Below are 20,578 nucleotides of genomic sequence, written 5' to 3'. Positions count from 1 at the left end.
CGCCCGCTCGCGGCGCTGGTGGCGCTGGTGCTCGCAATGCCGGCCTGGTCGCAGCAGCGCCTGCCCGTGATCGATCCCGCGCGCACCGCCGCCGCGGCAGCGGCGAGCGCCAGCGATGGCGGCGAGGGGAGCGACCAGGTCTATGACAACCTGAACCGCAGCGTCAAGGCCGGGCAGAAATCCGAGTTCGGGCTGCGCAGCAACAATACGGTGGTGGATACCAGCGGCGTGCAGTTGCCGGACCTGGGCGATCCTTCCACCGCGTCGTTGACGCCCGATATGGAAAAGCGCCTGGGCGACCGCGTCATGCGCGACATCCGGCGCGATCCCGACTACGTGGCCGATCCGCTGCTGTCCGATTACCTGAACTCGCTGGGCTATCGCCTGGTGCAGGCAGCCCGCCGGCAGAACATCTCCGGCTCCACCGGTGCCGGCACGTTCGCCACCGGCTTCGAGCTGTTCGCGGTGCGCGACCGCACCATCAATGCTTTCGCGCTGCCAGGCGGCTATATCGGCGTGCACACCGGCCTGCTGGTGCAGTCCGAGACCGAGTCCGAGCTGGCCTCCGTGCTCGGCCACGAAATCGGCCACGTGATGCAGCGGCATATCGCGCGCGGCATCACCACGCAGGACCAGTCGATGTGGATCGCGCTGGCGTCGATGGTGCTGGCGGGGCTGGCCGCCACCAAGAGCGGCGACGCGGCGGCGGCACTGGCCATGGGCGGCCAGGCGGCGGCGGTGTCCAACCAGCTGTCGTTCTCGCGCGGCGCCGAACGCGAGGCCGACCGGGTCGGCTTCCAGATCATGACCGCCGCCGGTTTCGATCCGCAGGGCATGCCCGATTTCTTCAAGCGCCTGCAGCGGGTGATGGGCATCGCGGAAAGCTCGGTGCCGTCCTATGTGCGCACCCACCCGCTCACCGCCGAGCGGATCGCCGACATGCAGGATCGCGTCAGCCACGTGGCGGCGCGGCGCGTGCCGAGCACGCCCGAGTACGAGTTCGCGCGCATGCGCTCGCGCATCCTGCAGGAAACCACGCCGAGCGACCTGCAGAACGCGCGCGCGGCGCTGCAATCGCAACTGGCGGGCGCCTCAACCGCGCGGCTGCCGGCGCTCCACTACGGGATTGCCTTCGCCGAGCAGCGGCTGGGCCGCAATGCCGCCGCCGAGCAGTCGCTGGCCGAGGCGCGCAGGCTGTACGGCACCATCCCGGGCGCCACTTCGGGCAGTCCCATGCTGGATGTGATGGCCGTCGAGCTGGCGCGCGCGCAGGGCCGCCAGCAGGATGCGCTGAACCAGGCCGTGGCGTCGATGAAGGCGTTCCCGCTGTCGCATGCGGTCGCCATGAGCTACGCCGCGACCTTGCTCGACACGCACCGGCTGGACCAGGCGGTGACCTTCCTGCGCGAGCGCACGCGCGAGGAGATCTCGCGCGCCGAGTGGTGGGACATGCTGGCACGGGCCTATGCCGGACAGGGGCGGCGCGTGCAGCAGCACCAGGCGCTGGCGGAGAAGTACGCGGTCGATGGCGCCTACCAGGCCGCCATCGAGCAGTTGCAGATCGCGCGCAAGGCCGGAGACGGCGATTTCTATACGCTGTCGGAAGTCGATGCGCGGCTGCACCAGCTCGAGCGCCAGTTCCGCGAGGAAAAGCAGGACAACAAGGGCATGCCTAACTGATCGAACTGGCCGCCGGCAGCTGCGGCTGGCGCACGAAACCGAAGCGCGCCGGCACCTCGTCCAGGGCGACGGGCTCGATCGGCACATCGGCGCCATTGAAATGAAAGACGCCGAGATTGCCGCCGCAGGCTTCGCCATGCCAGGTGCAGGCGCTGCTGAAGGTGTCGAGGTCATGGTCGTGCAGCAGCGCGGCCTGCAGGCTGCCCGCGCCCGCGCTGCTCTCCCCCTCGACGTCGCCGGCCAGCACCACGTTGCCGTGTTCGTCGGCGTAGCAGGCGCGCAGGGTGAAGGCGCGTTGCGAGGTGGTGTGCAAGCGGCCCTGGTGCAGGCGCACGATCCATGGCGCATAGGCCAGGTTCACGAATACGCGTTGCGGACCATTCTGGAAATACCAGGCGCCATGCTCGTCGTGCAGGTAGTTGCGCTCGATAAAGGCGACCAGCGCCTCGTGCCGGATCGGGTCGCCGGACAGCCCGTGCTGCTGGGCATACTCGTTGCGCATGCGCCACTGTCCGCGCCGGTCCAGTGCCAGCCAGCCGTAGCAGTTGGGGACATTGGGCCAGCGGGCCATTGCGTGCTTGACTGATTCATCCATCGTCGCTGTCTCCTTGCGGGGTCGCCCGTGCCGGGCCTTCCGCTTGCGTTCGCTTCGGCCCGCAGGGGCCTGCCATCTACGCCACGGCGTCGAAAAACTGCAGGATGCGCGCCGGCAGCCACGCGATATGGCCGCCATAGGGCAGCACCGGCAGCGCGCGCAGCACATCTTCACGCGGCGTCATGAAACCCACGTGACCGCCGTGCTCGGGTTGCTCCAGCCAGACCTGGGGGCTGACCTCGGCCGGCCCCGGCAGGTGGCGCGCGGGCAGGAAGGGATCGTTGCGCGCGTTGAGCACCAGGGTAGGCACGGCAATTGCGCCAAGGACCGGTTTGCTGGATGCGCGGGCCCAGTAGTCATCGGTGTCGCGGAAACCATGCAGCGGCGCCGTCACGATATTGTCGAAGGCATACAGGTCGCGGCTGGCGAGCATGGCCTCGCGGTCGAACAGGCCGGGGTACTGGCCCAGCTTGGCCAGCGACTTGCGCTTCAGGGTTTGCAGGAACATGCGGGTGTACAGCATGTTGAAGCCCTGCGACAGCGCCGCGCCGCCGCCCGCCAGGTCCAGCGGCGCCGAAACCGATGCCGCCGCGCCGACGAAGCGCGCGCCGCCGCCTTGTTCGCCCAGGAAGCGCAGCAGGGCGTTGCCGCCCAGCGAGATGCCCACCACCAGCAGTTTGCGCCCATGGGCGCAATATTGCCGGTACAGGCGCTCCAGTATCCACTGGATCTCTTCCGCGTCGCCGGAATGATAGAAGCGCGGCGCCAGGTTCAGTTCGCCCGAGCAGCCGCGGAAATGCGGAATCACGCCTTGCCAGCCGCGCGCGCCGAGCGCATGCATGATGGACTGCGCGTAATGGCTGTCGGAGTTGCCTTCGAGGCCGTGGAACATCACCAGCAGCGGCGTATCGGGCGCGACCGGGTGGGTGGTCCAGTCCAGGTCGACGAAGTCGCCGTCGGGGGCGTTCCAGCGCTCGCGCTGGAACGACGCCCGCGGGCGTCGCGTGAAGCGCGCCGGGATGATGGTCTGCGCGTGGCCGCCGGCGAGCCACCAGGGCATGGGGCGGCCGCCGCCGAACGCGGACGCGGTGCTGGCATCCGCCGGGGCGGACCCCGGGGACTGGAGGTGCGGTTGCGGAAGCTGGCTCATGCAGGTCGGATGCAGGTCAGGCCGATGGCCGGGTGACGCGCCGGCACCGCCGTGCCGGCAGCCCTAGTGCAGGGCCTGGCCCGGCGCGGTGCTGACGGTGGCAACCTGCGCGGCGTTGGCCGGGCTGCAATGGATGTGCGCCAGGCGCCAGCCCTCGTGGTTCTGCATCAGCACGTAGGTGGTGTGCACATAGAGGTCCGCTTCGACGCGGTCTTCGCCGAAACGCAGGACTTCGGTCACGTCGAAGATGGCGACGCCCATCGAGGTATGGCTGCTGGTCTCGATCACGTCGATCAGCACCGGCTGCACTTCCAGCAACTGCGCGAATGCCTGGCGCAGGTGCTCGTGGCCGATCAGGCGCTGGCCGTCCGGCATCACGCAGGTAACCGAGTCCTCGTCCAGCCAAAGGCGCAGGGCGCCGTCCGCATCGCGCAGCTTCATGGCCTCGCGAAAGGCTTCTACGATGTCTTCGGCGGAATCGAACAGGCGGGCAAAACGAGGCATGGTGGACTGGGCTCAGGGATTCGTTGGCCGGATTGACACGAACGGCGGGTCAGCGCTTCAGGCCCGGTGCAGGAGCTTGCGCAGCTCCACAAACACCATTTCGGGCTCGATGTCCTTCAGGCAGCGCAGGTGGCCGAGGGGACACTCGCGCTTGAAGCACGGACTGCATTCGAGCTGCAGCCACATGATACTCGCAGCCTGAGACAGCGGGGGGGTATGGCGTGGGTCACTGGAGCCGAATACCGCGACCTGGGGCCGGTTCAGCGCCGCGGTCACGTGCATCAGGCCGGAGTCGTTGCACACCGCGGCCTCCGACATCGCCAGCAGGTCGACAGCGTCGTCCAGCGAGGTCTGGCCGCACAGGTTACGCACGAAGGGGGCGTCCTTGACGATCTCGGCGGCGATCTCCGCGTCCTTGGGCGAGCCCAGGGTGATCATCTGCGCATACGGGAACGACCGCTTGAGCATCTGCGCGAGCACCGCGAAGTGCGCGGCCGGCCAGCGCTTGGCCGGGCCGAATTCCGCGCCGGGGCAGAAGGCGATCAGGCGCGTCTGCGGCGGGATGCCGAAGCGCTCCGCGGTCTTGGCCATGCGCGCCGGATCGATGCGCAGGTGCGGCTCGCGGAGTTCTTCGGGCAGGCGGCCGCCGGGTTTGAGCGCCAGGCGGGCGTAGTGCTCGATCATCGGCGGCCGGTGGTCGCGCGGCGGGTTGGCATGGCGGATGTTGAGCAGGCCGAAGCGGGCTTCGCCGCGATAGCCGACGCGCAGCGGAATGCCCGCCAGGAACGGGATCAGCGCCGATTTGAGCGAGTTGGGCAATACGTAGGCCGCATCGTAGCCTTCGTTCTTGAGCTGCTGGGCGAACATCAGCCGTGCCGAGAGCTGCAGCTTGCCGTGCGCCAGCTCGCTGGGGAATACCTGGTGGATCTCGGGCATGCGCGCCAGCACCGGCGCCACCCACTTGGGCGCGAGGGCATCGATCTGCAGGCGCGGATGGCGCGCTTTCATGAGCGAGAAGAGCGGCTGTGCCATCAGGGCGTCGCCGATCCAGTTGGGGGCGATGACGAGGGCTTTTTTCATGAATGGGGCGCTGCCGGAAAGATGGGCGTGACATCGGTCACGCGCGCCGCGCACGCCGACGCTCCGGCGCGCCGCGTGGCGGGCCGGAGCATGGGCAGGGCGCGGTAAAGCGAGAAGCGTGTCAGTGGTGACCCTTGATGACGGTGCCAGCCTTGAGCTTGTACACGGTGCCGCAGTACGGGCACTTCACCTCGCCGGTATCGGTCACGTCGAGGAAGACGCGCGGATGGTAGTTCCAGGCGGGGGTATTGCCGGTGGGGCAGTGCAGCGGAAGATCTTCTGCGCCGATTTCGATTACGGAGGCGGTTTGCGTCATGGTGTTGCGGGGGTGGATTTAGTCTTCTATCGGGGACTGAAAATCGGTGACCGGAAATCCGGCCGGTGCGTGGCCGCGCCCTGGCCGGTGCTCAGACCAGGGTCAGCCAGCGCTTGTATTGTTCATTGGTGCCGCCGACGGCGGCGAAGAAGGCATCCTGGACGCGCTTGGTCACCGGGCCGCGGCGGCCTTCGCCGATGACGCGGTCGTCGAGTTCGCGGATCGGCGTGACTTCGGCGGCGGTGCCGGTGAAGAATGCCTCGTCCGAGCAGTACACCTCGTCGCGCGTGATGCGCTTCTCGCGCACCTCGATGCCCAGGTCGTGGGCGATGGTGAGGATGGCGTCGCGGGTGATGCCGTCCAGGCAGGAGGCCAGGTCGGGGGTGTAGATCACGCCGTTGCGGACCACGAACACGTTCTCGCCCGAGCCCTCGCTGACATAGCCTTCGGTATCCAGCAGCAGGGCTTCGTCATAGCCCAGGCTGGTGGCTTCCTGGTTGGCCAGGATCGAATTGATGTAATAGCCGCTGGCCTTGGCGCGCACCAGCGACACGTTGACATGGTGGCGGGTGAAGGAAGACGTCTTGACGCGGATGCCCCGCTCCATGCCTTCCTCGCCCAGGTAGGCGCCCCATGGCCACGCGGCGATCGCCACATGGATGGTGTTGCCCCTGGCCGATACGCCCATCTTTTCCGAGCCGATCCAGACCAGCGGGCGGATATAGCAGGATTCGAGCTGATTGGCCTTCACCACCTCGAGCTGCGCCGCCTCCAGCGTGGCCTCGTCGAACGGCATCGGCATCTGGAAGATCTTGGCCGAGTTGAACAGGCGGCGGGTGTGCTCCTTGAGACGGAAAATCGCGGTGCCGGCCGGCGTCTTGTAGGCGCGCACGCCCTCGAACACGCCCATGCCGTAGTGCAGCGTATGGGTCAGCACGTGGATCTTGGCGTCGCGCCATTCGATCAGCTTGCCGTCCATCCAGATTTTTCCGTCGCGATCCGCCATCGACATGGTCGTCTCCCTGAGCGCCGTCAACAATACAAAAACAACATTGTAAACCCCGGGACCCCCTGTGCCAACGCAGGCGCATGGCTGCGGGGGTCTAAAATCGTCACATTGTGTACGCTGACCCTGCCGCCCGTGCCCCTTTCCCCGTTATCCAGACCATCCGGTCCGAGCGCCGATCGCCTTGCCGGCCAGCTCGCGGCGCGGTTGCGCCAGGCGCTGTTCTCGGGAGCGTCCGAAGAGGAGATCGACAGCCTGCTCGCGCCACGGGAGCACGGCGCCGGCCTGGCCGGGCTGCTGGTGGAGGCGGCACTGGCGGCTGGCGATGCCGCGCTGTTGGACCGCGTGGTGCCGGCCTGGCGCTGGCGCATCGTGGTGTCCGTGCTGGACCGCCTTTACCACGCTTGGGACCCACGCCTGCGGCCCTACCTGGACTACGCGCTTACGCGCGCCGCCAGCGACCCGGCGGCGCCGGTACCGCTGCTCACCGCGCTGGCCGAGGGGCAGCTTTACGCCGGCGAGCGCACTGCCGCCTTGAGCCTGCTGGCCACCGTCGGTGGCGCCGGCAGCGGGGATGGCGACGCCCTGCGTGCCTTTACCCGCTTCCAGGAAGGCGGCTGGCCCGCTGCCCAGGCGGGTTTCGAGGCCGCGCTCAAGCGGCTCAGGGCCGGGAGCCGCCAGCGGACCGGCTTGCTGCGGCCCTCGCTCGCCCCGTACTACCCGCTGTCCCTGCTGGCCCAGCGCACCCCCGCGCACCTGGAGCAGGCCCGCAAGTTCTGCCAGGCGGAAGCCGGCACGCGCAGCCCGGTACCGACCGAGCGCTGGGGGCTCTGGTGCCACGTGCTGGCCGTTCACCGGGGTGACGCCCGCCTGGACGAGGATGCTTTCGCATTGCATCCCGAGGTGGCGCCGCTGGCCCAGTTCTGGCGCGTGCAGCTGCGTGCATGGCTGGGCGACAAGGCGCAAGCCGGCGGACGCCGGCAGCCGGCGTCCGCCCGGGCCGAAGCCATCGCGGCCCTGCGCGCCCGGCTGGAAGCCTGCGGCCTGCACTGGTTCGCGCAGCAACTGGACGCCGCGCAGGCGCTGGAAGCCGGCGAGCCGGTGCCGGACACGTTCTTCGCCGGCCAGCGCCAGGAAAGCTGGCGGCTGGCGCTCGAAGCGCTGCAGGCGCTCGCGGGCGAGCCACGCGCGCCCGATGGCGCCAGTGCCAGCCGCCTGCTGTGGGCGCTGACGCTGGACGGCGATGGCGCGGTCGGCACCATCGAGCCGTTCGAGCAGCAGCGTGGCCCGCGCGGCTGGAACAAGCCGCGCCCGCTGCCGCTGGCCCGGCTGGCGGAGGACGACCGCCTGGAGCCGTGGGATGCCCGCGTGGCCCGCGCCATCCGCCGCGACCAGTCCTACCACCGGCGCTATGTGCTCGACCGCGCGGCCGCCATGCTGGCCCTGGTCGGCCATCCCGGCGTGGTGCTGGCGCAGGCGCCCGAGCAGACGCTGGAGGTGGTGGAGGGCGCGCCCACGCTGGAAGTGGTGCGCCAGGGCGGGCGCTATACCTTGCGGATCTCGCCGCCAGCGCGCGAGGCCCCGGCGCTGGACAGCTTCCTGCCTGCCGGCAGCCGCGCGGATGCCGAAGCGCTGCGCCAGATCACGGTGCTGCGCGAAGGCTCGCAGCGCCTGCGCGTGATCCGGCTCACGCCGGCGCAGCAGGGTGCGGCCCAGCTGATCGCCGACGGGCTGGCTGTGCCGGCCGAGGCCCATGCCCAGCTCGACGCTACGCTGCGCGCGCTGTCCGGCCATTTCCAGGTGCACTCCGACCACGATGGCAGCGCGCGCGAACTCGACACCGAGAGCCGGCTGCGTGCCGAACTGTCGCCGCTGGGCGAGGGCCTGGCGCTGCGCCTGGTGGTGACGCCGCTGGGCCCGCTCGGGCCACGGCTGGCGCCGGGCGGCGGGCGCGAGCGGCTGATGGCGGCCGTCAAGGGGGAGAGCCTTGCCACCGTGCGCGATCTCAAGGCCGAACTGGCCCACGTGGCCGAAGTCTTCGACGCGCTGCCCTTCCTGGTGCCGCGCTCGCCCGAGAGCGGGGAATACGACTGGACCCTGGCGGATCCCGAGGAAGCCCTGGCGGTGGTCGAGCAATTGCCCGGGCTACCCGGCGTGCTGGCGGTGGAGTGGCCCAGGGGCAAGGAGATCCGCGTGGTGGGCGCCGACATTCCCCAGCTGGCGGTGCATATCGAGACCGGGAGCGAATGGTTCAAGCTGGTCGGCGAGCTGAAGGTGGCGGAAGGGCTGGTGCTGCAGCTCGGCCAGTTGCTGGCCTGGGCCGGCAGCCATGCCGGGCGCTTTATGCCGATGGGGCAGGGCGTGTATGTGGCCCTGACGCGCAGCCTGCGCGCGCGTTTGCGGGATCTGGCCAGCGTGGCCCACAGCGTGCCCGACGGCATCAAGGTGCCCTTGATGGCCGCGCCCTGGCTGGACGATGTGCTGGCGGGCGCGGGCGTCGACCCGGACCAGCATTTCCGCCAGCGCGTGGCGCGGCTGCGCCGGGCGCGCGACAGCGATGCCGCGCTGCCCGCCACCCTGGCGGCGCAACTGCGGCCTTACCAGGAAGACGGCTACCGCTGGGCCATGGCGCTGGCCGAGGCCGGTTTCGGCGCCTGCCTGGCCGACGACATGGGGCTTGGCAAGACGCTGCAGGCGCTGGCGGTGATGCTGGCGCGCGCGGCCGGCGGCGCCGCGCTGGTGGTCGCGCCGACCTCGGTGTGCGGCAACTGGGCCGAGGAGGCGCGGCGCTTCGCGCCCACGCTGCGCGTGCATATCTACGCCGAGGGCGAGCGCGCGGCCTTGCTGGAGCAGGCCGGGCCGCACGATGTGGTGATCGTCTCCTACACGCTGCTGCTGCAGGCGCGGGAGGCGTTTTGCCGGCGGGAATGGCATACGGTGGTGGCCGACGAGGCGCAGGCCTTCAAGAACGCCGCCACCAAGCGCTCGCAGGCGGTGTTCGCGCTGCGCTCCGGCTTCCGCATGGCGCTGTCGGGCACGCCGGTGGAGAACCGGCTGGCCGAGCTGTGGTCGATCATGCGCTTCTGCAATCCGGGCCTGCTGGGCTCGCTGGTCCGCTTCAACGAGCACTTCGCGGTGCCGATCGAGCGCAACGGCGTGCGCGAGGCGGCCCAGCGGCTGCGCCGCATGATCGCGCCCTTCGTGCTGCGCCGGACCAAGGCCCAGGTGCTGGACGAGTTGCCGCCGCGCACCGAGCTGGTCTTGCGCATCGAGCCGGAACCGGTGGAAGCGGCCCACTATGAAGCGCTGCGCCGCCAGGCGCTGGCCGAAGCCGAGGCCGCGGTGAGCGGCCCGAAGGCGCGCCGGACCGCCGCCGGCCAGCCCGCCGCCGAGGCGCGCATCCATGTGCTGGCGCAACTGATGCGGTTGCGCCGCGCCGCCTGCGACGCGCGCCTGGTCACGCCAGAACTGGACCCCGGGCAGGACGGCGCCAAGGTGCGTGCCTTTGTGCAACTGGCCGGAGAACTGGCGGCCAATGGCCACAAGACGCTGGTGTTCAGCCAGTTCGTCGACTTCCTGCAGTTGCTGCGCCGGGGGCTGGAACAGGCCGGGCTGGCCTGGCAGTACCTCGACGGCGCCACCCCGGGGGCCGAGCGCACCCGGCGCGTGGCCGCCTTCCAGGCCGGCGCGGGCGATGTCTTCCTGATCAGCCTGAAGGCGGGCGGTTTCGGCCTCAACCTGACCGCGGCGGACTACGTGATCATCGCCGACCCGTGGTGGAACCCCGCCGCCGAGGACCAGGCCATGGGCCGCGCCCACCGCATCGGGCAGCAGCGCCCGGTGACGGTCTACCGGCTGATCAGCACGGGCACCATCGAGGAGCGCATCCTGGCGCTGCACCAGGGCAAGCGGGCGCTGGTCGACGGCATCCTGGAGGCCGGCGAGGGGGGCGGAGACGGCCTGGCCGGCACGGCCGCCGCGCTGCCGGACGTCGACGAACTGGTGGGGCTGCTGCGCAGCTAGGCGGGCAAGAGACTGCCGGGCGGGCGCCGGAAGGCGGAGGCAGTGGGGGGCACGCCCGGGCCCGGTGTTTGCTTATGCTCACATGGCATACCTTCAAGCGAAACGGTTTGTTGGGAAAGCGGCGGATCGTTGGTATCTTGCTGTCCTGGCCCGGGGCGCAAGACCCCGGCCGCTGGTCCGGCAGCCTGTTTCCATCCGCAGCCTGTTTTCGTTCGTTTACCTGCTTCTTTTTCGACGGTGCCCCCCATGTTCCGCTTTGCATCCCGCCGCGCTTCCCACCCTGCCTCCCGTTCCGCTGCGCGCCTGGCCGCCGGCTTTGGCATGCTGGCGGCACTGTGCACGCTGGCCGCGCCGGCCCGCGCCGAGGGCCCGGCATGGCCGGCCCAGCCCATCACCATCCTGATGGGTTTCACCGCCGGATCGGGCGTGGACATGGTCGGCCGCACGCTGCAGGAATCGCTGCAGAAGTCGCTCAAGACCACCATCATCTATGACTACCGCCCCGGCGCCGGCGGCAACGTGGCCTCCGAAGTGGTCGCGCACGCCAGGCCCGACGGCTACACGCTGCTGCTCGGCACCGCCGCCACCCACGGCATCAACCCGGCCCTGTACAAGAGCCTGCCGTTCGACGCCGAGGCCGATTTCACGCCGGTGGCGCCGCTGGTGGAAGTCTCGAACGTGCTGACCGTGAACCCGGCGGTGATCGACGTGAAGTCGGTCAAGGAGTTCATCGAGAAGGTCAAGGCGAACCCGGGCAAATACAACTACGCGTCCACCGGCAACGGCACGGGCACCCACCTCGCCTTTGCCGAGTTCAACGCGCGCGCCGGCCTGGACATGGTGCACGTGCCTTACAAGGGCGGCCCCGACGCGCTGCAGGCTGTGCTCAAGGGCGAGGTCTGCTGCATCTTCAACCAGGTGCAGAGCGTGCTGCCGCAATACCGCGCCGGCAAGGTGCGCCTGCTGGGCGTGACCACCAAGAGCCGCGTGGCGGTGATCCCGGAGGTGCCGACCATTGCCGAAAGCGGCCTGGCCGGCTTCAACAGCACCATCTGGTTTGGCTTGTTCGGCCCCAAGGGGCTGGATCCGAAGCTCGGCAAGAAGATCAACGAGGCAGTCAAGGTGGCGCTGGAGACGCCGGCGATCCGCCAGAAGCTGATCGAAGCCGGGAATTCGCCGCGGATCGAGACGGTCGATCAGTTCCGGACCACGGTCAAGGCGGACCGCCAGAAGTGGGCGGGCGTAGTGAAGAGCGTGGGGGCGTCGATCGACTGACCCCGGGGTTGCTGGCATGCCGTGACAGTATCTTGCCCTGCTTGACGGTAGCGCGCCGTACCGCCCGTACGGATATGCAGACATAGATGCAGATACAGACGCCCCCGCGGCCAGCGCCGCGGGGGCGTTTTCTTTTTGTCCATCCTCGGCAAGAGAACTTCCGCGCAGCGCCGTCCGCCTGATATTAAGTGGCTGCTTACGAGTCAGCGGACTGGCCCTATAATGAGGCCTTGCCCGCGGTCCCCCGCCGGCCCGTCCGTCGCGGGCCGGTCCTTGCGGCGGCGGCGCTGTCCCCTCCCTATCTCCAGACATGACATTCCGAACGCCCCAGGCCTTGCTCCGCCCCTGGCATCGTATTGCCCCGGCCGAGCGGGCCGGCTTTTTCGAGGGCGCGCGCTATTTCGCGCCGTCTTTGCCCGCGGTGTTTTCCTGGGGGCTGGTGACCGGCGTCGCCATGAGCAAGTCGGTGATGAGCGTGCCCGAGGCCATCGGCATGTCGCTGCTGGTCTATGCGGGCTCGGCCCAGCTGTCCGTGCTGCCGCTGTTCGCGGCCGGCCTGCCGCTTTGGACGGTCTGGCTGACCGCCGCCATCGTCAACCTGCGTTTCGTCATCTTCAGCGCCGGGCTGCAGCCGCACTTCAGCTACCTGCCGCTGTGGCGCCGTACGCTGCTGGGCTCCTTCAATGGCGACCTGCATTTCGTGTATTTCATGCAACGCTATGCCACGCCGGGCTACGAGCCAGGCAAGGAAGGCTACTTCTGGGGCATGGCGCTGACCAACTTCGCCATGTGGCAGGCTTCGTCCATCATCGGCATTGTGCTGGCCAGCGTCTTCCCCGATAGCTGGGGCCTGGCCCTGGCCGGCACCCTGGCGCTGATCCCGGTGATGGTTTCCACCGTGAACTCGCGTTCCACGCTGCTGGCGGTGGCGGTGGCCGCGACCCTGGCGCTGCTGTGCTTCGACCTGCCTTACCGGCTTGGCCTGGTGGCGGCGGTGGTGGGCGCCATCGCGGCCGGCATGGCCAGCGACGAACTGGCGGCCCGCGCGACCCTGCGCGGGATCCGCAACCGCAAGGCGGCACATGCGCAGGCTGCGGCGCACCCGGTGCATTCGGCGGAGGACCGGGCATGAGCCATCTCGAGATCTGGATCGCGCTGGTGGGCATGGCGGTGGTGACCATCGTCACCCGCGCGCTGTTCCTGATGGCGGGCGAGCGGGTGACCGTGCCGGACCGTATCCAGCGCGCGCTGCGCTACGCGCCGGCGGCGGCGCTGGCGGCCATCATCCTGCCCGACCTGATGACCTGGCAGGGGCATTTCACCGTGGCCCCGGGCAATTACAAGCTGGTGGCCGGGGCGGTTGCCCTGGTGTTCTACCTGCTGACGCGGCGCATGCTGGGGATGATCGCGGCCGGGATGGCGGTCTACACCGGGCTGCGCCTGCTCGCCTGAGCGGCAAGTCCGCGCCATGGTCCGCGAACCGGGCCAGGCGATGTCCAGCCCGGCGGGCGCCGCCTAGGCAGGGCTTGAACCCGCTCCGGTGCCGGCATCGCCGGCGGGCTCGAGCGCCGTGCCCAGCTGGGTCAGCAGGCGCGCCAGCCGGGCCTGGGTACCGGTACCCGTCTTGAGGAAGACCGCCTTGAGCTGGCTGCGGGCGGTTTCATGCCGCACGCCCAGGCGCTCGCTGGCTTCGGGCAGGCCCATGCCGGTGGCCAGCAGGCTGGCCAGCCGGATCTCCGCCGGGGTCAGGCCGTAGAGCTCGCGCAGCACGCGCGGGAGTTGCGCCGGCGACTGCGCATCCTCGTGGATGACGGCCAGCGCCGTGGGCTTTTGCCAGGGGCTGGCAAAGATGTGCAACGGCGGTAGCGGCAGCACGATCACCTGTGCGCAGCTGCCATCGGCATGGCGGGCCAGTGCCGCCCGCGCCGCCACCGCGCTGCCTGGCGCGCAGGCGGCGGCCACCATGTCGGCCAGCGGGCGCGACATCTGCCATTCGCCGGTCTTGCCAGCGGGGTCCAGCCGCCGCACCCAGCGCTCGCCGATACCGTTGCTCAGCAAGACGCGGCGCTCGGCCGAATAGGCAATCACGCCGAACGACAGGCGTTCCAGTATCTGCCCCGAGAGCTGCGCGAGCGTCGACAGCCCGATGGTGCGCTCACGCATGGCCATGGCGCTGCGCATATGGGGCAGGGCCCAGTCCAGCGCCCTGGTGTCGGTCTCGGTGAACACGCCTTGCGAGAACGAGCGCTGCAGCGAGAAATACACCTCGTAGTGTGGCTGCCGTTCCACCAGGCAGGCGGCGTAAGAGCACAGGTCGAAGCGGTGGAGGAAGTCGCGGTAGAACGGACTGCGCTGCATCGAACCTTCGCCGAAATCGCGAGCGTCGACGTACCACTGCCCGGGCGACAGCTTGTGGGCGAACAGCTTGCCCGGGTCCAGTTCGTGGAATTCGTTTTCGTAGGCGCTGAACAGTTCCCGCACCGGGCGCACCGTTTCGTTGACCGTCATCAGGTCGCGATCGGTGTCCCGCATGATCATCGAAGCGTGCGCGCTGCCCACGATGCCGCTCATGGCAAGCAGGCTTTGCTGCCATGCCTGCGCGTCGAGAATCCCCTCGTACAGGCCACGGATTGCCCCGTGCATGTCTTCATTCATGATTACCCCTGCCTTCGCGACCAACGGCATTAGCCGGGTGGCGCCGACGCTGCTTCTGGCTCAGCGCGTTCGGCTCCCCTGCCTTGGGTCCCGTCTTGGGCGGGCCTCTGGCTATGTTCTTGTGCGCATAACTTGCACGCTTTCCATCAGCCTACGAGACCGTGCCGGATTGTCGCACCCCTCTTTCAGGGGGACTGTTCGGGGTGCGCCGCGTATCGCTCGCCGCATGTGGCGAAAGCGGCACCCTTCCTCGGTGGCATCATGGGCCCATTCCCGCAAAATGGCCCTTGCGATCAGGTAAAATGCCGATTTTCCCCGATTTTTGCTCCCAGCCAACCGCCATGACCTCTGTCCTGCGTCTTTCCGATCTCATCTCCGAAGGCAAAATTGCCGGCAAGCGTGTTTTTATCCGTGCCGACCTGAACGTGCCGCAGGATGACGCCGGCAATATCACCGAAGACACCCGCATCCGCGCCTCGGTGCCGGCGATCGAGGCCTGCCTGGCGGCCGGCGCCGCCGTGATGGTGACGTCGCACCTGGGCCGCCCGACCGAGGGCGAGTTCAAGCCCGGGGATTCGCTGGCGCCGGTCGCCCAGCGCCTTGGCGAACTGCTCGGCAAGCCGGTCAAGCTGGTGCAGAACTGGGTCAACGGCACCGGCGAGGTCAGCCAGGTCAAGCCCGGTGAAGTGGTGCTGCTGGAAAACTGCCGCGTCAACAAGGGCGAGAAGAAGAACAGCGACGAACTGGCGCAGAAGATGGCAAGGCTGTGCGATGTCTATGTGAACGACGCCTTCGGCACCGCGCACCGCGCCGAGGCCACCACCCATGGCATCGCCAGGTATGCGCCCGTCGCCTGCGCCGGCCCGTTGCTGGCGGCCGAGATCGATGCGCTGGGCAAGGCTCTGGGCCAGCCGGCGCGTCCGCTGGTGGCCATCGTCGCCGGCTCCAAGGTTTCCACCAAGCTGACCATCCTCAAGTCGCTGGCCAGCAAGGTGGACAACCTGATCGTCGGTGGCGGCATCGCCAATACCTTCATGCTGGCGGCCGGGCTCAAGATCGGCAAGTCGCTGGCCGAGGCCGACCTGGTGGGCGACGCCCGCGCCATCATCGACATCATGGCCGCGCGCGGCGCCTCGGTGCCGATCCCGGTGGACGTGGTGTGCGCCAAGGAATTCAGCGCCAGCGCCACCGCCACCGTCAAGGATGCGAACGATGTGGCCGACGACGACATGATCCTGGATATCGGTCCCAAGACCGCCCAGATGCTGGCCGAGCAGCTCAAGGCCGCCGGTACCATCGTGTGGAACGGCCCGGTCGGCGTGTTCGAGTTCGACCAGTTCAGCAACGGCACGCAGGTGCTGGCGCAGGCCATCGCCGAGTCCAAGGCCTTTTCGATCGCCGGTGGCGGCGATACCCTGGCGGCGATTGCCAAGTACGGCATTGCTGACCGCGTGGGCTATATCTCCACCGGTGGTGGCGCCTTCCTGGAGTTCCTGGAAGGCAAGAAGCTGCCCGCCTTCGAGGTGCTGGAACAGCGGGCTGCAGGCTGAGGTGCGGGGTTTCCGCGTGAATGGCGCGCGCCTGGACGGCGCGCGCGGCCTGGCGGCATTGCTGCTGGCCGGGGCGTTGCTGGCCCTGGCCGCGTGCGGCCGCTCGGGCAACGGGCCCGAAGGGCGCCCACCGGCGGCCCCTGCCGCCGCGGGCATGCCCGCGGCCGAACTGGCGCGCGCGCAGGGTGGCGCCCAGGGCGAGCAGCAGGAGGCGGAACGCCGCTACCTGGCGCTCAAGTACGCGCTGACGGTGGAAAACACCGCAGAAGCGCTGGAAGGCGGCTGGAAGAGCGTGGTGGAACGCTGCCAGGCGCTGGGCTGCGAATTGCTGGAGGCCGGCTTCACGCGCAGCCGCGATGGCGCGCCGCCGCGCGGCGAACTGCGCGCGCGCGTCGCGCCCAAGTCCCTGCCCGATCTGCTGAAGGCGGCGGAGCAGGGCGGCACCGTGGTATCCAACACGGTGTCGAGCGAGGACAAGACCGACCAGGTGATCGATGCCGAGGCGCGCATCAAGAACACCACGGAGTTGCGCGACCGCCTGCGCGCCATGCTGCAGAACGCGCGCGGCCCGCTGCGCGACGTGATCGAACTGGAGCGCGAGCTGGCGCGCGTGCAGGCCGAGCTGGACACCATCAACGGCCTGCGCAAGCTGCTGGCGGCGCAGACCGACCGCAACGAGGTCCATATCGACTTCGTCGCGCGCGAGAGCTTCGTCAGCCAGCGCAAGGTGTCGCCGCTGCGCGAAGCCTATAACGATATTGCCGGGCTGTTCCTCGGCAGCCTGGCCATGCTGATCCGCGTGGCCGCCGGTGCGCTGCCGTGGTTGCTGGTCGGCGTGCCATTGCTGTGGCTGGCGCTGGCCTGGCGCCGGCGCCGCGCGGCGCGCAGGAAACAGGCCTTGCCGGCGCCGCCGGACGGCGCTGGCTCTCGATAAGGAAAACAAGCTAATGACCCGCTCGACCAAGATCGTTGCCACCATCGGCCCCGCTTCCAGCACGCTGGAGATGCTCACGCGCATGATCGCGGCCGGAGTCGATGTGGTACGCCTGAACTTCTCCCATGGCAAGGCCGAGGACCATATCGAGCGCGCCCGCCTGGTGCGGGAGGCGGCCAGGACCTGCGGCCGGGAGGTCGCCATCATGGCCGACCTGCAGGGACCGAAGATCCGCGTCGGCAAGTTCGAGCACGGCAAGATCACGCTGCATCCCGGCGAGCCGTTCATCCTCGATTCCACCTGCACCCTGGGCAACCAGGAGCGCGCCGGCCTGGACTACGAAGACCTGCCGCGCGACGTGGGTCCCGGCGACCTGCTGCTGCTCAACGACGGCCTGATCGTGCTGGTGGTGGACCGCGTGCTTGGCCACGAGATCTTCACCACGGTGCGCATCGGCGGCGAGCTGTCCAACAACAAGGGCATCAACCGCCAGGGCGGCGGCTTGTCGGCGCCGGCGCTGACCGCCAAGGACATGGAGGACATCAAGACCGCCATGGCGCTGGGCGCGGATTATGTCGCGGTGAGCTTTCCCAAGAATGCCACCGATATGGAAATGGCGCGCCAGCTCGCCGCGGTGGCCGGGCAGCCGCACCAGCACAAGGCCCGCATGATCGCCAAGATCGAGCGTGCCGAGGCGATCCGCCCAGGCGTGCTGGAGGAGATCCTGCAGGCATCCGACGGCATCATGGTGGCGCGTGGCGACCTGGCCGTGGAAGTCGGCAACGCGGCCGTGCCGGCGCTGCAAAAGCGCATGATCCGGCTGGCGCGCGAAGCCAACAAGCTGACCATCACCGCCACCCAGATGATGGAGAGCATGATCGTCAACGCGGTGCCGACCCGCGCCGAGGTGTCGGACGTCGCCAATGCCGTGCTGGACGGCACCGACGCCGTGATGCTGTCGGCCGAGACCGCCGCCGGCCGCTATCCGGTGGAAACCGTGGAAGCCATGGCCGCGGTCTGCGTCGAGGCCGAGAAATCCGAGGTGGTCCAGCTCGACACCGATTTCCTGAACCAGACCTTTGGCCGCATCGACCAGTCGATCGCCATGGGCGCCTTGTTCACCGCCTATCATTTGCAGGTGAAGGCCATTGCCGCGCTGACCGATTCCGGGGCCACGGCGCTGTGGATGAGCCGGCACCGCATCCATGTGCCGATCTATGCGATGACGCCCAACCTGGCGTCGCAGCGCAAGATGCAGCTCTACCGCAATGTGGTGCCGCTGCCGCTGGAGGCCAGCGCCGACCGCGATACGGCGCTGGAGCAGGCCGAGGAACTGCTGCTGTCGCGCGGCGTGGTGCAGCGCGGCGATTTTATCGTGCTGACGATCGGCGAGCCGATGGGCCAGCCGGGCGGTACCAATACGCTGAAGATCGTCCGGGTCGGCGCCTGATGTGTGCCGCGCCGGACAGACAGCCGGCGCCCGCACGCGCAGGATAAGCCGCACGCGACCCATCGAGGACGCGACCGGACGAATACGCCAATACGCGAATACGCCAATACGCCAATAAACGAATACCGAGACACCCCATTCTTTCTTTAGGAGTTTGACATGCCACTCGTATCGATGCGCCAGCTGCTCGACCACGCCGCCGAAAACGGCTACGGTCTGCCGGCTTTCAACGTGAACAACCTGGAACAGGTTCAGGCCATCATGCAGGCCGCCGACGAAGTCAATGCGCCGGTGATCATGCAAGCCTCCGCAGGCGCCCGCAAGTATGCCGGCGAGCACTTCCTGCGCCACCTGATCGAAGCCGCAGTGCAAGCCTACCCGCATATCCCGGTGGTGATGCACCAGGATCACGGCCAGTCCCCGGCCATCTGCCAGGCCGCGATCGACCTGGGTTTCTCCTCGGTGATGATGGATGGCTCGCTGCGTGAAGACGGCAAGACCCCGTCCGACTACGAGTACAACATCGACGTGACCCGCAAGGTGGTGCAGCTGTCGCATGCCATCGGCGTCACCGTGGAAGGCGAACTCGGCTGCCTGGGCTCGCTCGAGACCGGCGAAGCCGGCGAGGAAGACGGCATCGGCGCCGAAGGCAAGCTGGACCACTCCATGTTGCTGACCGACCCGGAACAGGCCGCCGACTTCGTCAAGGCCACCCAGCTCGACGCGCTGGCCATCGCCATCGGCACCTCGCACGGCGCCTACAAGTTCACCCGCAAGCCCACCGGCGACATCCTGGCGATCAGCCGCATCAAGGAAATCCACGCCCGCATCCCCAACACCCACCTGGTGATGCACGGCTCGTCCTCGGTACCGCAGGAACTGCTGGAAGAGATCCGCCAGTTCGGCGGCGACATGAAGGAAACCTACGGCGTGCCGGTCGAGGAAATCCAGGAAGCCATCAAGTACGGCGTGCGCAAGATCAATATCGACACCGATATCCGTCTGGCCATGACCGGCGCGATTCGCCGCTTCTTCGCCGAGAACCCCAGCAAGTTCGATCCGCGCGAGTACCTGAAGCCGGCCCGCGAAGCCGCCAAGCTGGTCTGCAAGGCACGCTATATCGCCTTCGGTTGCGAAGGCCAGGCCGGCAAGATCAAGCCGGTCTCGCTCGACGCCATCGCCCAGCAGTACAAGTCGGGCGCGCTGGCCCAGGTCGTGCAGTAAGCAGAACCCGCGCCGTCCCCGCGCGAATCCCGTGAAAAGGACCAGCGCGGGGACGACGCTTTTCAGGCCCCGGCGCTGCTTGCCGGGGCCCGAGAGGCGCTAACAAAATGGAGCGAGGCCGCTTCATTCTCTTAGTGCCTCCTATCGGAACCACCATGTCGAACGCTCTCTATCAGTCCTCCATCACTTCGCTGCCGCTGCTCGGCCACGGCAAGGTCCGCGACAACTACGCCGTCGGCGACGACAAGCTGCTGATCGTCACCACCGACCGCCTGTCGGCCTTCGACGTCATCCTGGGCGAGCCGATCCCGGCCAAGGGCCGCGTGCTCAACCAGATGGCCAACTTCTGGTTCAAGAAGCTGGCCCACATTGTCCCCAACCACGAGACCGGTGTCAGCGCCGAGAGCGTGGTGAGCCCGGCCGAGATCGAGCAGGTGCAAGGCCGCGCGGTGGTGGTCAAGCGCCTCAAGCCCATCCTGGTGGAAGCCGTGGTGCGCGGCTACCTGGCCGGCAGCGGCTGGAAGGACTACCAGGCGACCGGCAGCGTGTGCGGCGTCGAGCTGCCGGCTGGCCTGCAGAATGCGCAGAAGCTGCCGGAGCCGATCTTCACCCCGGCCGCCAAGGCCGAGATGGGCGAGCACGACGAGAACATCTCCTTTGCCGAGACGGAAGCGCGCATCGGCGCCGACCTGGCGCGCCAGATGCGCGACATCTCGATCCGCCTGTACAAGGAAGCGGCCGACTACGCAGCCACGCGCGGCATCATCATCGCCGATACCAAGTTCGAATTCGGCCTGGACGAGAACGGCACGCTGACGCTGATGGACGAAGTGCTGACCGCCGATTCCTCGCGCTTCTGGCCCGCCGATTCGTACCAGGTCGGCACCAATCCGCCGTCCTTCGACAAGCAGTTCGTGCGCGACTGGCTGGAAGCCGTGCGCATCGACGGCAAGCCCTGGCCCAAGACCGCCCCGGCGCCGGCCCTGCCCGCCGACGTGATCGAGAAGACTGCCGCCAAGTACCGCGAGGCGCTGACGCGCCTGACCGGCGAGGAACTGCAGTAATTCTTGAAGGCGGCGCGGGCGGCGACGCTGGCCGAAGCCGGCAGGATGCGCCAGCGCCGCTTGAAGTGCCTG

17 protein-coding genes are annotated in these 20,578 nt (G+C 68.6%); 10 read left to right on the top strand and 7 right to left on the bottom strand.

What is annotated here, in order from left to right:
* The first annotated feature begins 36 nt into the window (after positions 1–36).
* Positions 37–1,680: a M48 family metalloprotease gene (locus P3W85_RS07905; protein ID WP_430869513.1), complete on the top strand. Its 1,644-nt coding sequence runs from the start codon at positions 37–39 to the stop codon at positions 1,678–1,680.
* Here the strand turns inward: P3W85_RS07905 and P3W85_RS07900 are convergent.
* From P3W85_RS07900 to P3W85_RS07875, 6 genes are all read right to left on the bottom strand, one after another.
* Entirely contained in the window at positions 1,673–2,275 is a 603-nt protein-coding gene (locus P3W85_RS07900; protein ID WP_276264363.1) for a DUF2946 family protein, read from the bottom strand. The genes P3W85_RS07905 and P3W85_RS07900 overlap by 8 nt on opposite strands.
* A gap of 76 nt (positions 2,276–2,351) precedes the next feature.
* A complete protein-coding gene (locus P3W85_RS07895; RefSeq protein WP_276264362.1) occupies positions 2,352–3,425 on the bottom strand; it encodes a YheT family hydrolase in 1,074 nt (357 codons plus the stop codon).
* 63 nt (positions 3,426–3,488) lie between these two features.
* Positions 3,489–3,929, bottom strand: coding sequence for a YybH family protein (locus tag P3W85_RS07890; RefSeq protein WP_017228538.1), 441 nt, complete (start codon positions 3,927–3,929; stop codon positions 3,489–3,491).
* A gap of 57 nt (positions 3,930–3,986) precedes the next feature.
* The gene (gene waaF, locus P3W85_RS07885; RefSeq protein ID WP_276264361.1) at positions 3,987–5,009 is read right to left on the bottom strand and encodes a lipopolysaccharide heptosyltransferase II; all 1,023 of its coding nucleotides are present in this window, start codon (positions 5,007–5,009) and stop codon (positions 3,987–3,989) included.
* A 121-nt stretch (positions 5,010–5,130) separates the two neighbouring features.
* Entirely contained in the window at positions 5,131–5,325 is a 195-nt protein-coding gene (locus tag P3W85_RS07880; RefSeq protein ID WP_017228539.1) for a zinc-finger domain-containing protein, read from the bottom strand.
* Between the two features lie 91 nt (positions 5,326–5,416).
* The gene (locus P3W85_RS07875; RefSeq protein WP_017228540.1) at positions 5,417–6,337 is read right to left on the bottom strand and encodes a branched-chain amino acid transaminase; all 921 of its coding nucleotides are present in this window, start codon (positions 6,335–6,337) and stop codon (positions 5,417–5,419) included.
* 1,095 nt (positions 6,338–7,432) lie between these two features.
* Here P3W85_RS07875 and P3W85_RS07870 point away from each other — a divergent pair.
* From P3W85_RS07870 to P3W85_RS07855, 4 genes are all read left to right on the top strand, one after another.
* Positions 7,433–10,354 (top strand): DEAD/DEAH box helicase, encoded by a 2,922-nt coding sequence (locus tag P3W85_RS07870; protein ID WP_430869512.1) that lies wholly within the window; start codon positions 7,433–7,435, stop codon positions 10,352–10,354.
* A 246-nt stretch (positions 10,355–10,600) separates the two neighbouring features.
* A complete protein-coding gene (locus P3W85_RS07865) occupies positions 10,601–11,629 on the top strand; it encodes a Bug family tripartite tricarboxylate transporter substrate binding protein (RefSeq protein WP_276264360.1) in 1,029 nt (342 codons plus the stop codon).
* 310 nt (positions 11,630–11,939) lie between these two features.
* Entirely contained in the window at positions 11,940–12,761 is an 822-nt protein-coding gene (locus P3W85_RS07860) for an AzlC family ABC transporter permease (protein ID WP_276264359.1), read from the top strand.
* The gene (locus P3W85_RS07855; RefSeq protein WP_276264358.1) at positions 12,758–13,081 is read left to right on the top strand and encodes an AzlD domain-containing protein; all 324 of its coding nucleotides are present in this window, start codon (positions 12,758–12,760) and stop codon (positions 13,079–13,081) included. The genes P3W85_RS07860 and P3W85_RS07855 overlap by 4 nt, the downstream gene beginning before the upstream one ends.
* A gap of 63 nt (positions 13,082–13,144) precedes the next feature.
* Here the strand turns inward: P3W85_RS07855 and P3W85_RS07850 are convergent, their stop codons facing one another.
* Complete coding sequence (locus P3W85_RS07850; protein WP_276264357.1) at positions 13,145–14,284, bottom strand: helix-turn-helix transcriptional regulator; 1,140 nt, start codon at positions 14,282–14,284, stop codon at positions 13,145–13,147.
* Between the two features lie 341 nt (positions 14,285–14,625).
* Between P3W85_RS07850 and P3W85_RS07845 the strand changes: the two genes are divergently transcribed.
* The 5 genes from P3W85_RS07845 (at position 14,626) to P3W85_RS07825 (ending at position 20,506) form a co-directional block, all read left to right on the top strand.
* Positions 14,626–15,834, top strand: a complete 1,209-nt coding sequence (locus P3W85_RS07845) for a phosphoglycerate kinase (protein ID WP_276264356.1) — start codon at positions 14,626–14,628, stop codon at positions 15,832–15,834.
* Between the two features lie 16 nt (positions 15,835–15,850).
* Positions 15,851–16,768: a DUF4349 domain-containing protein gene (locus P3W85_RS07840; protein ID WP_276264355.1), complete on the top strand. Its 918-nt coding sequence runs from the start codon at positions 15,851–15,853 to the stop codon at positions 16,766–16,768.
* A 13-nt stretch (positions 16,769–16,781) separates the two neighbouring features.
* Positions 16,782–18,218, top strand: a complete 1,437-nt coding sequence (gene pyk / locus P3W85_RS07835) for a pyruvate kinase (protein ID WP_017227168.1) — start codon at positions 16,782–16,784, stop codon at positions 18,216–18,218.
* A gap of 159 nt (positions 18,219–18,377) precedes the next feature.
* The gene (gene fba, locus P3W85_RS07830; protein WP_017227169.1) at positions 18,378–19,442 is read left to right on the top strand and encodes a class II fructose-bisphosphate aldolase; all 1,065 of its coding nucleotides are present in this window, start codon (positions 18,378–18,380) and stop codon (positions 19,440–19,442) included.
* Between the two features lie 155 nt (positions 19,443–19,597).
* A complete protein-coding gene (locus tag P3W85_RS07825; RefSeq protein ID WP_017227170.1) occupies positions 19,598–20,506 on the top strand; it encodes a phosphoribosylaminoimidazolesuccinocarboxamide synthase in 909 nt (302 codons plus the stop codon).
* Positions 20,507–20,578 lie beyond the last annotated feature (72 nt).

This window comes from Cupriavidus basilensis, from assembly GCF_029335485.1.
Taxonomy (GTDB): Bacteria; Pseudomonadota; Gammaproteobacteria; order Burkholderiales; family Burkholderiaceae; genus Cupriavidus; species Cupriavidus basilensis_E.
Note: the sequence above shows the minus strand (reverse complement) of the source record. Positions and strands in the feature narration are given on the sequence as shown.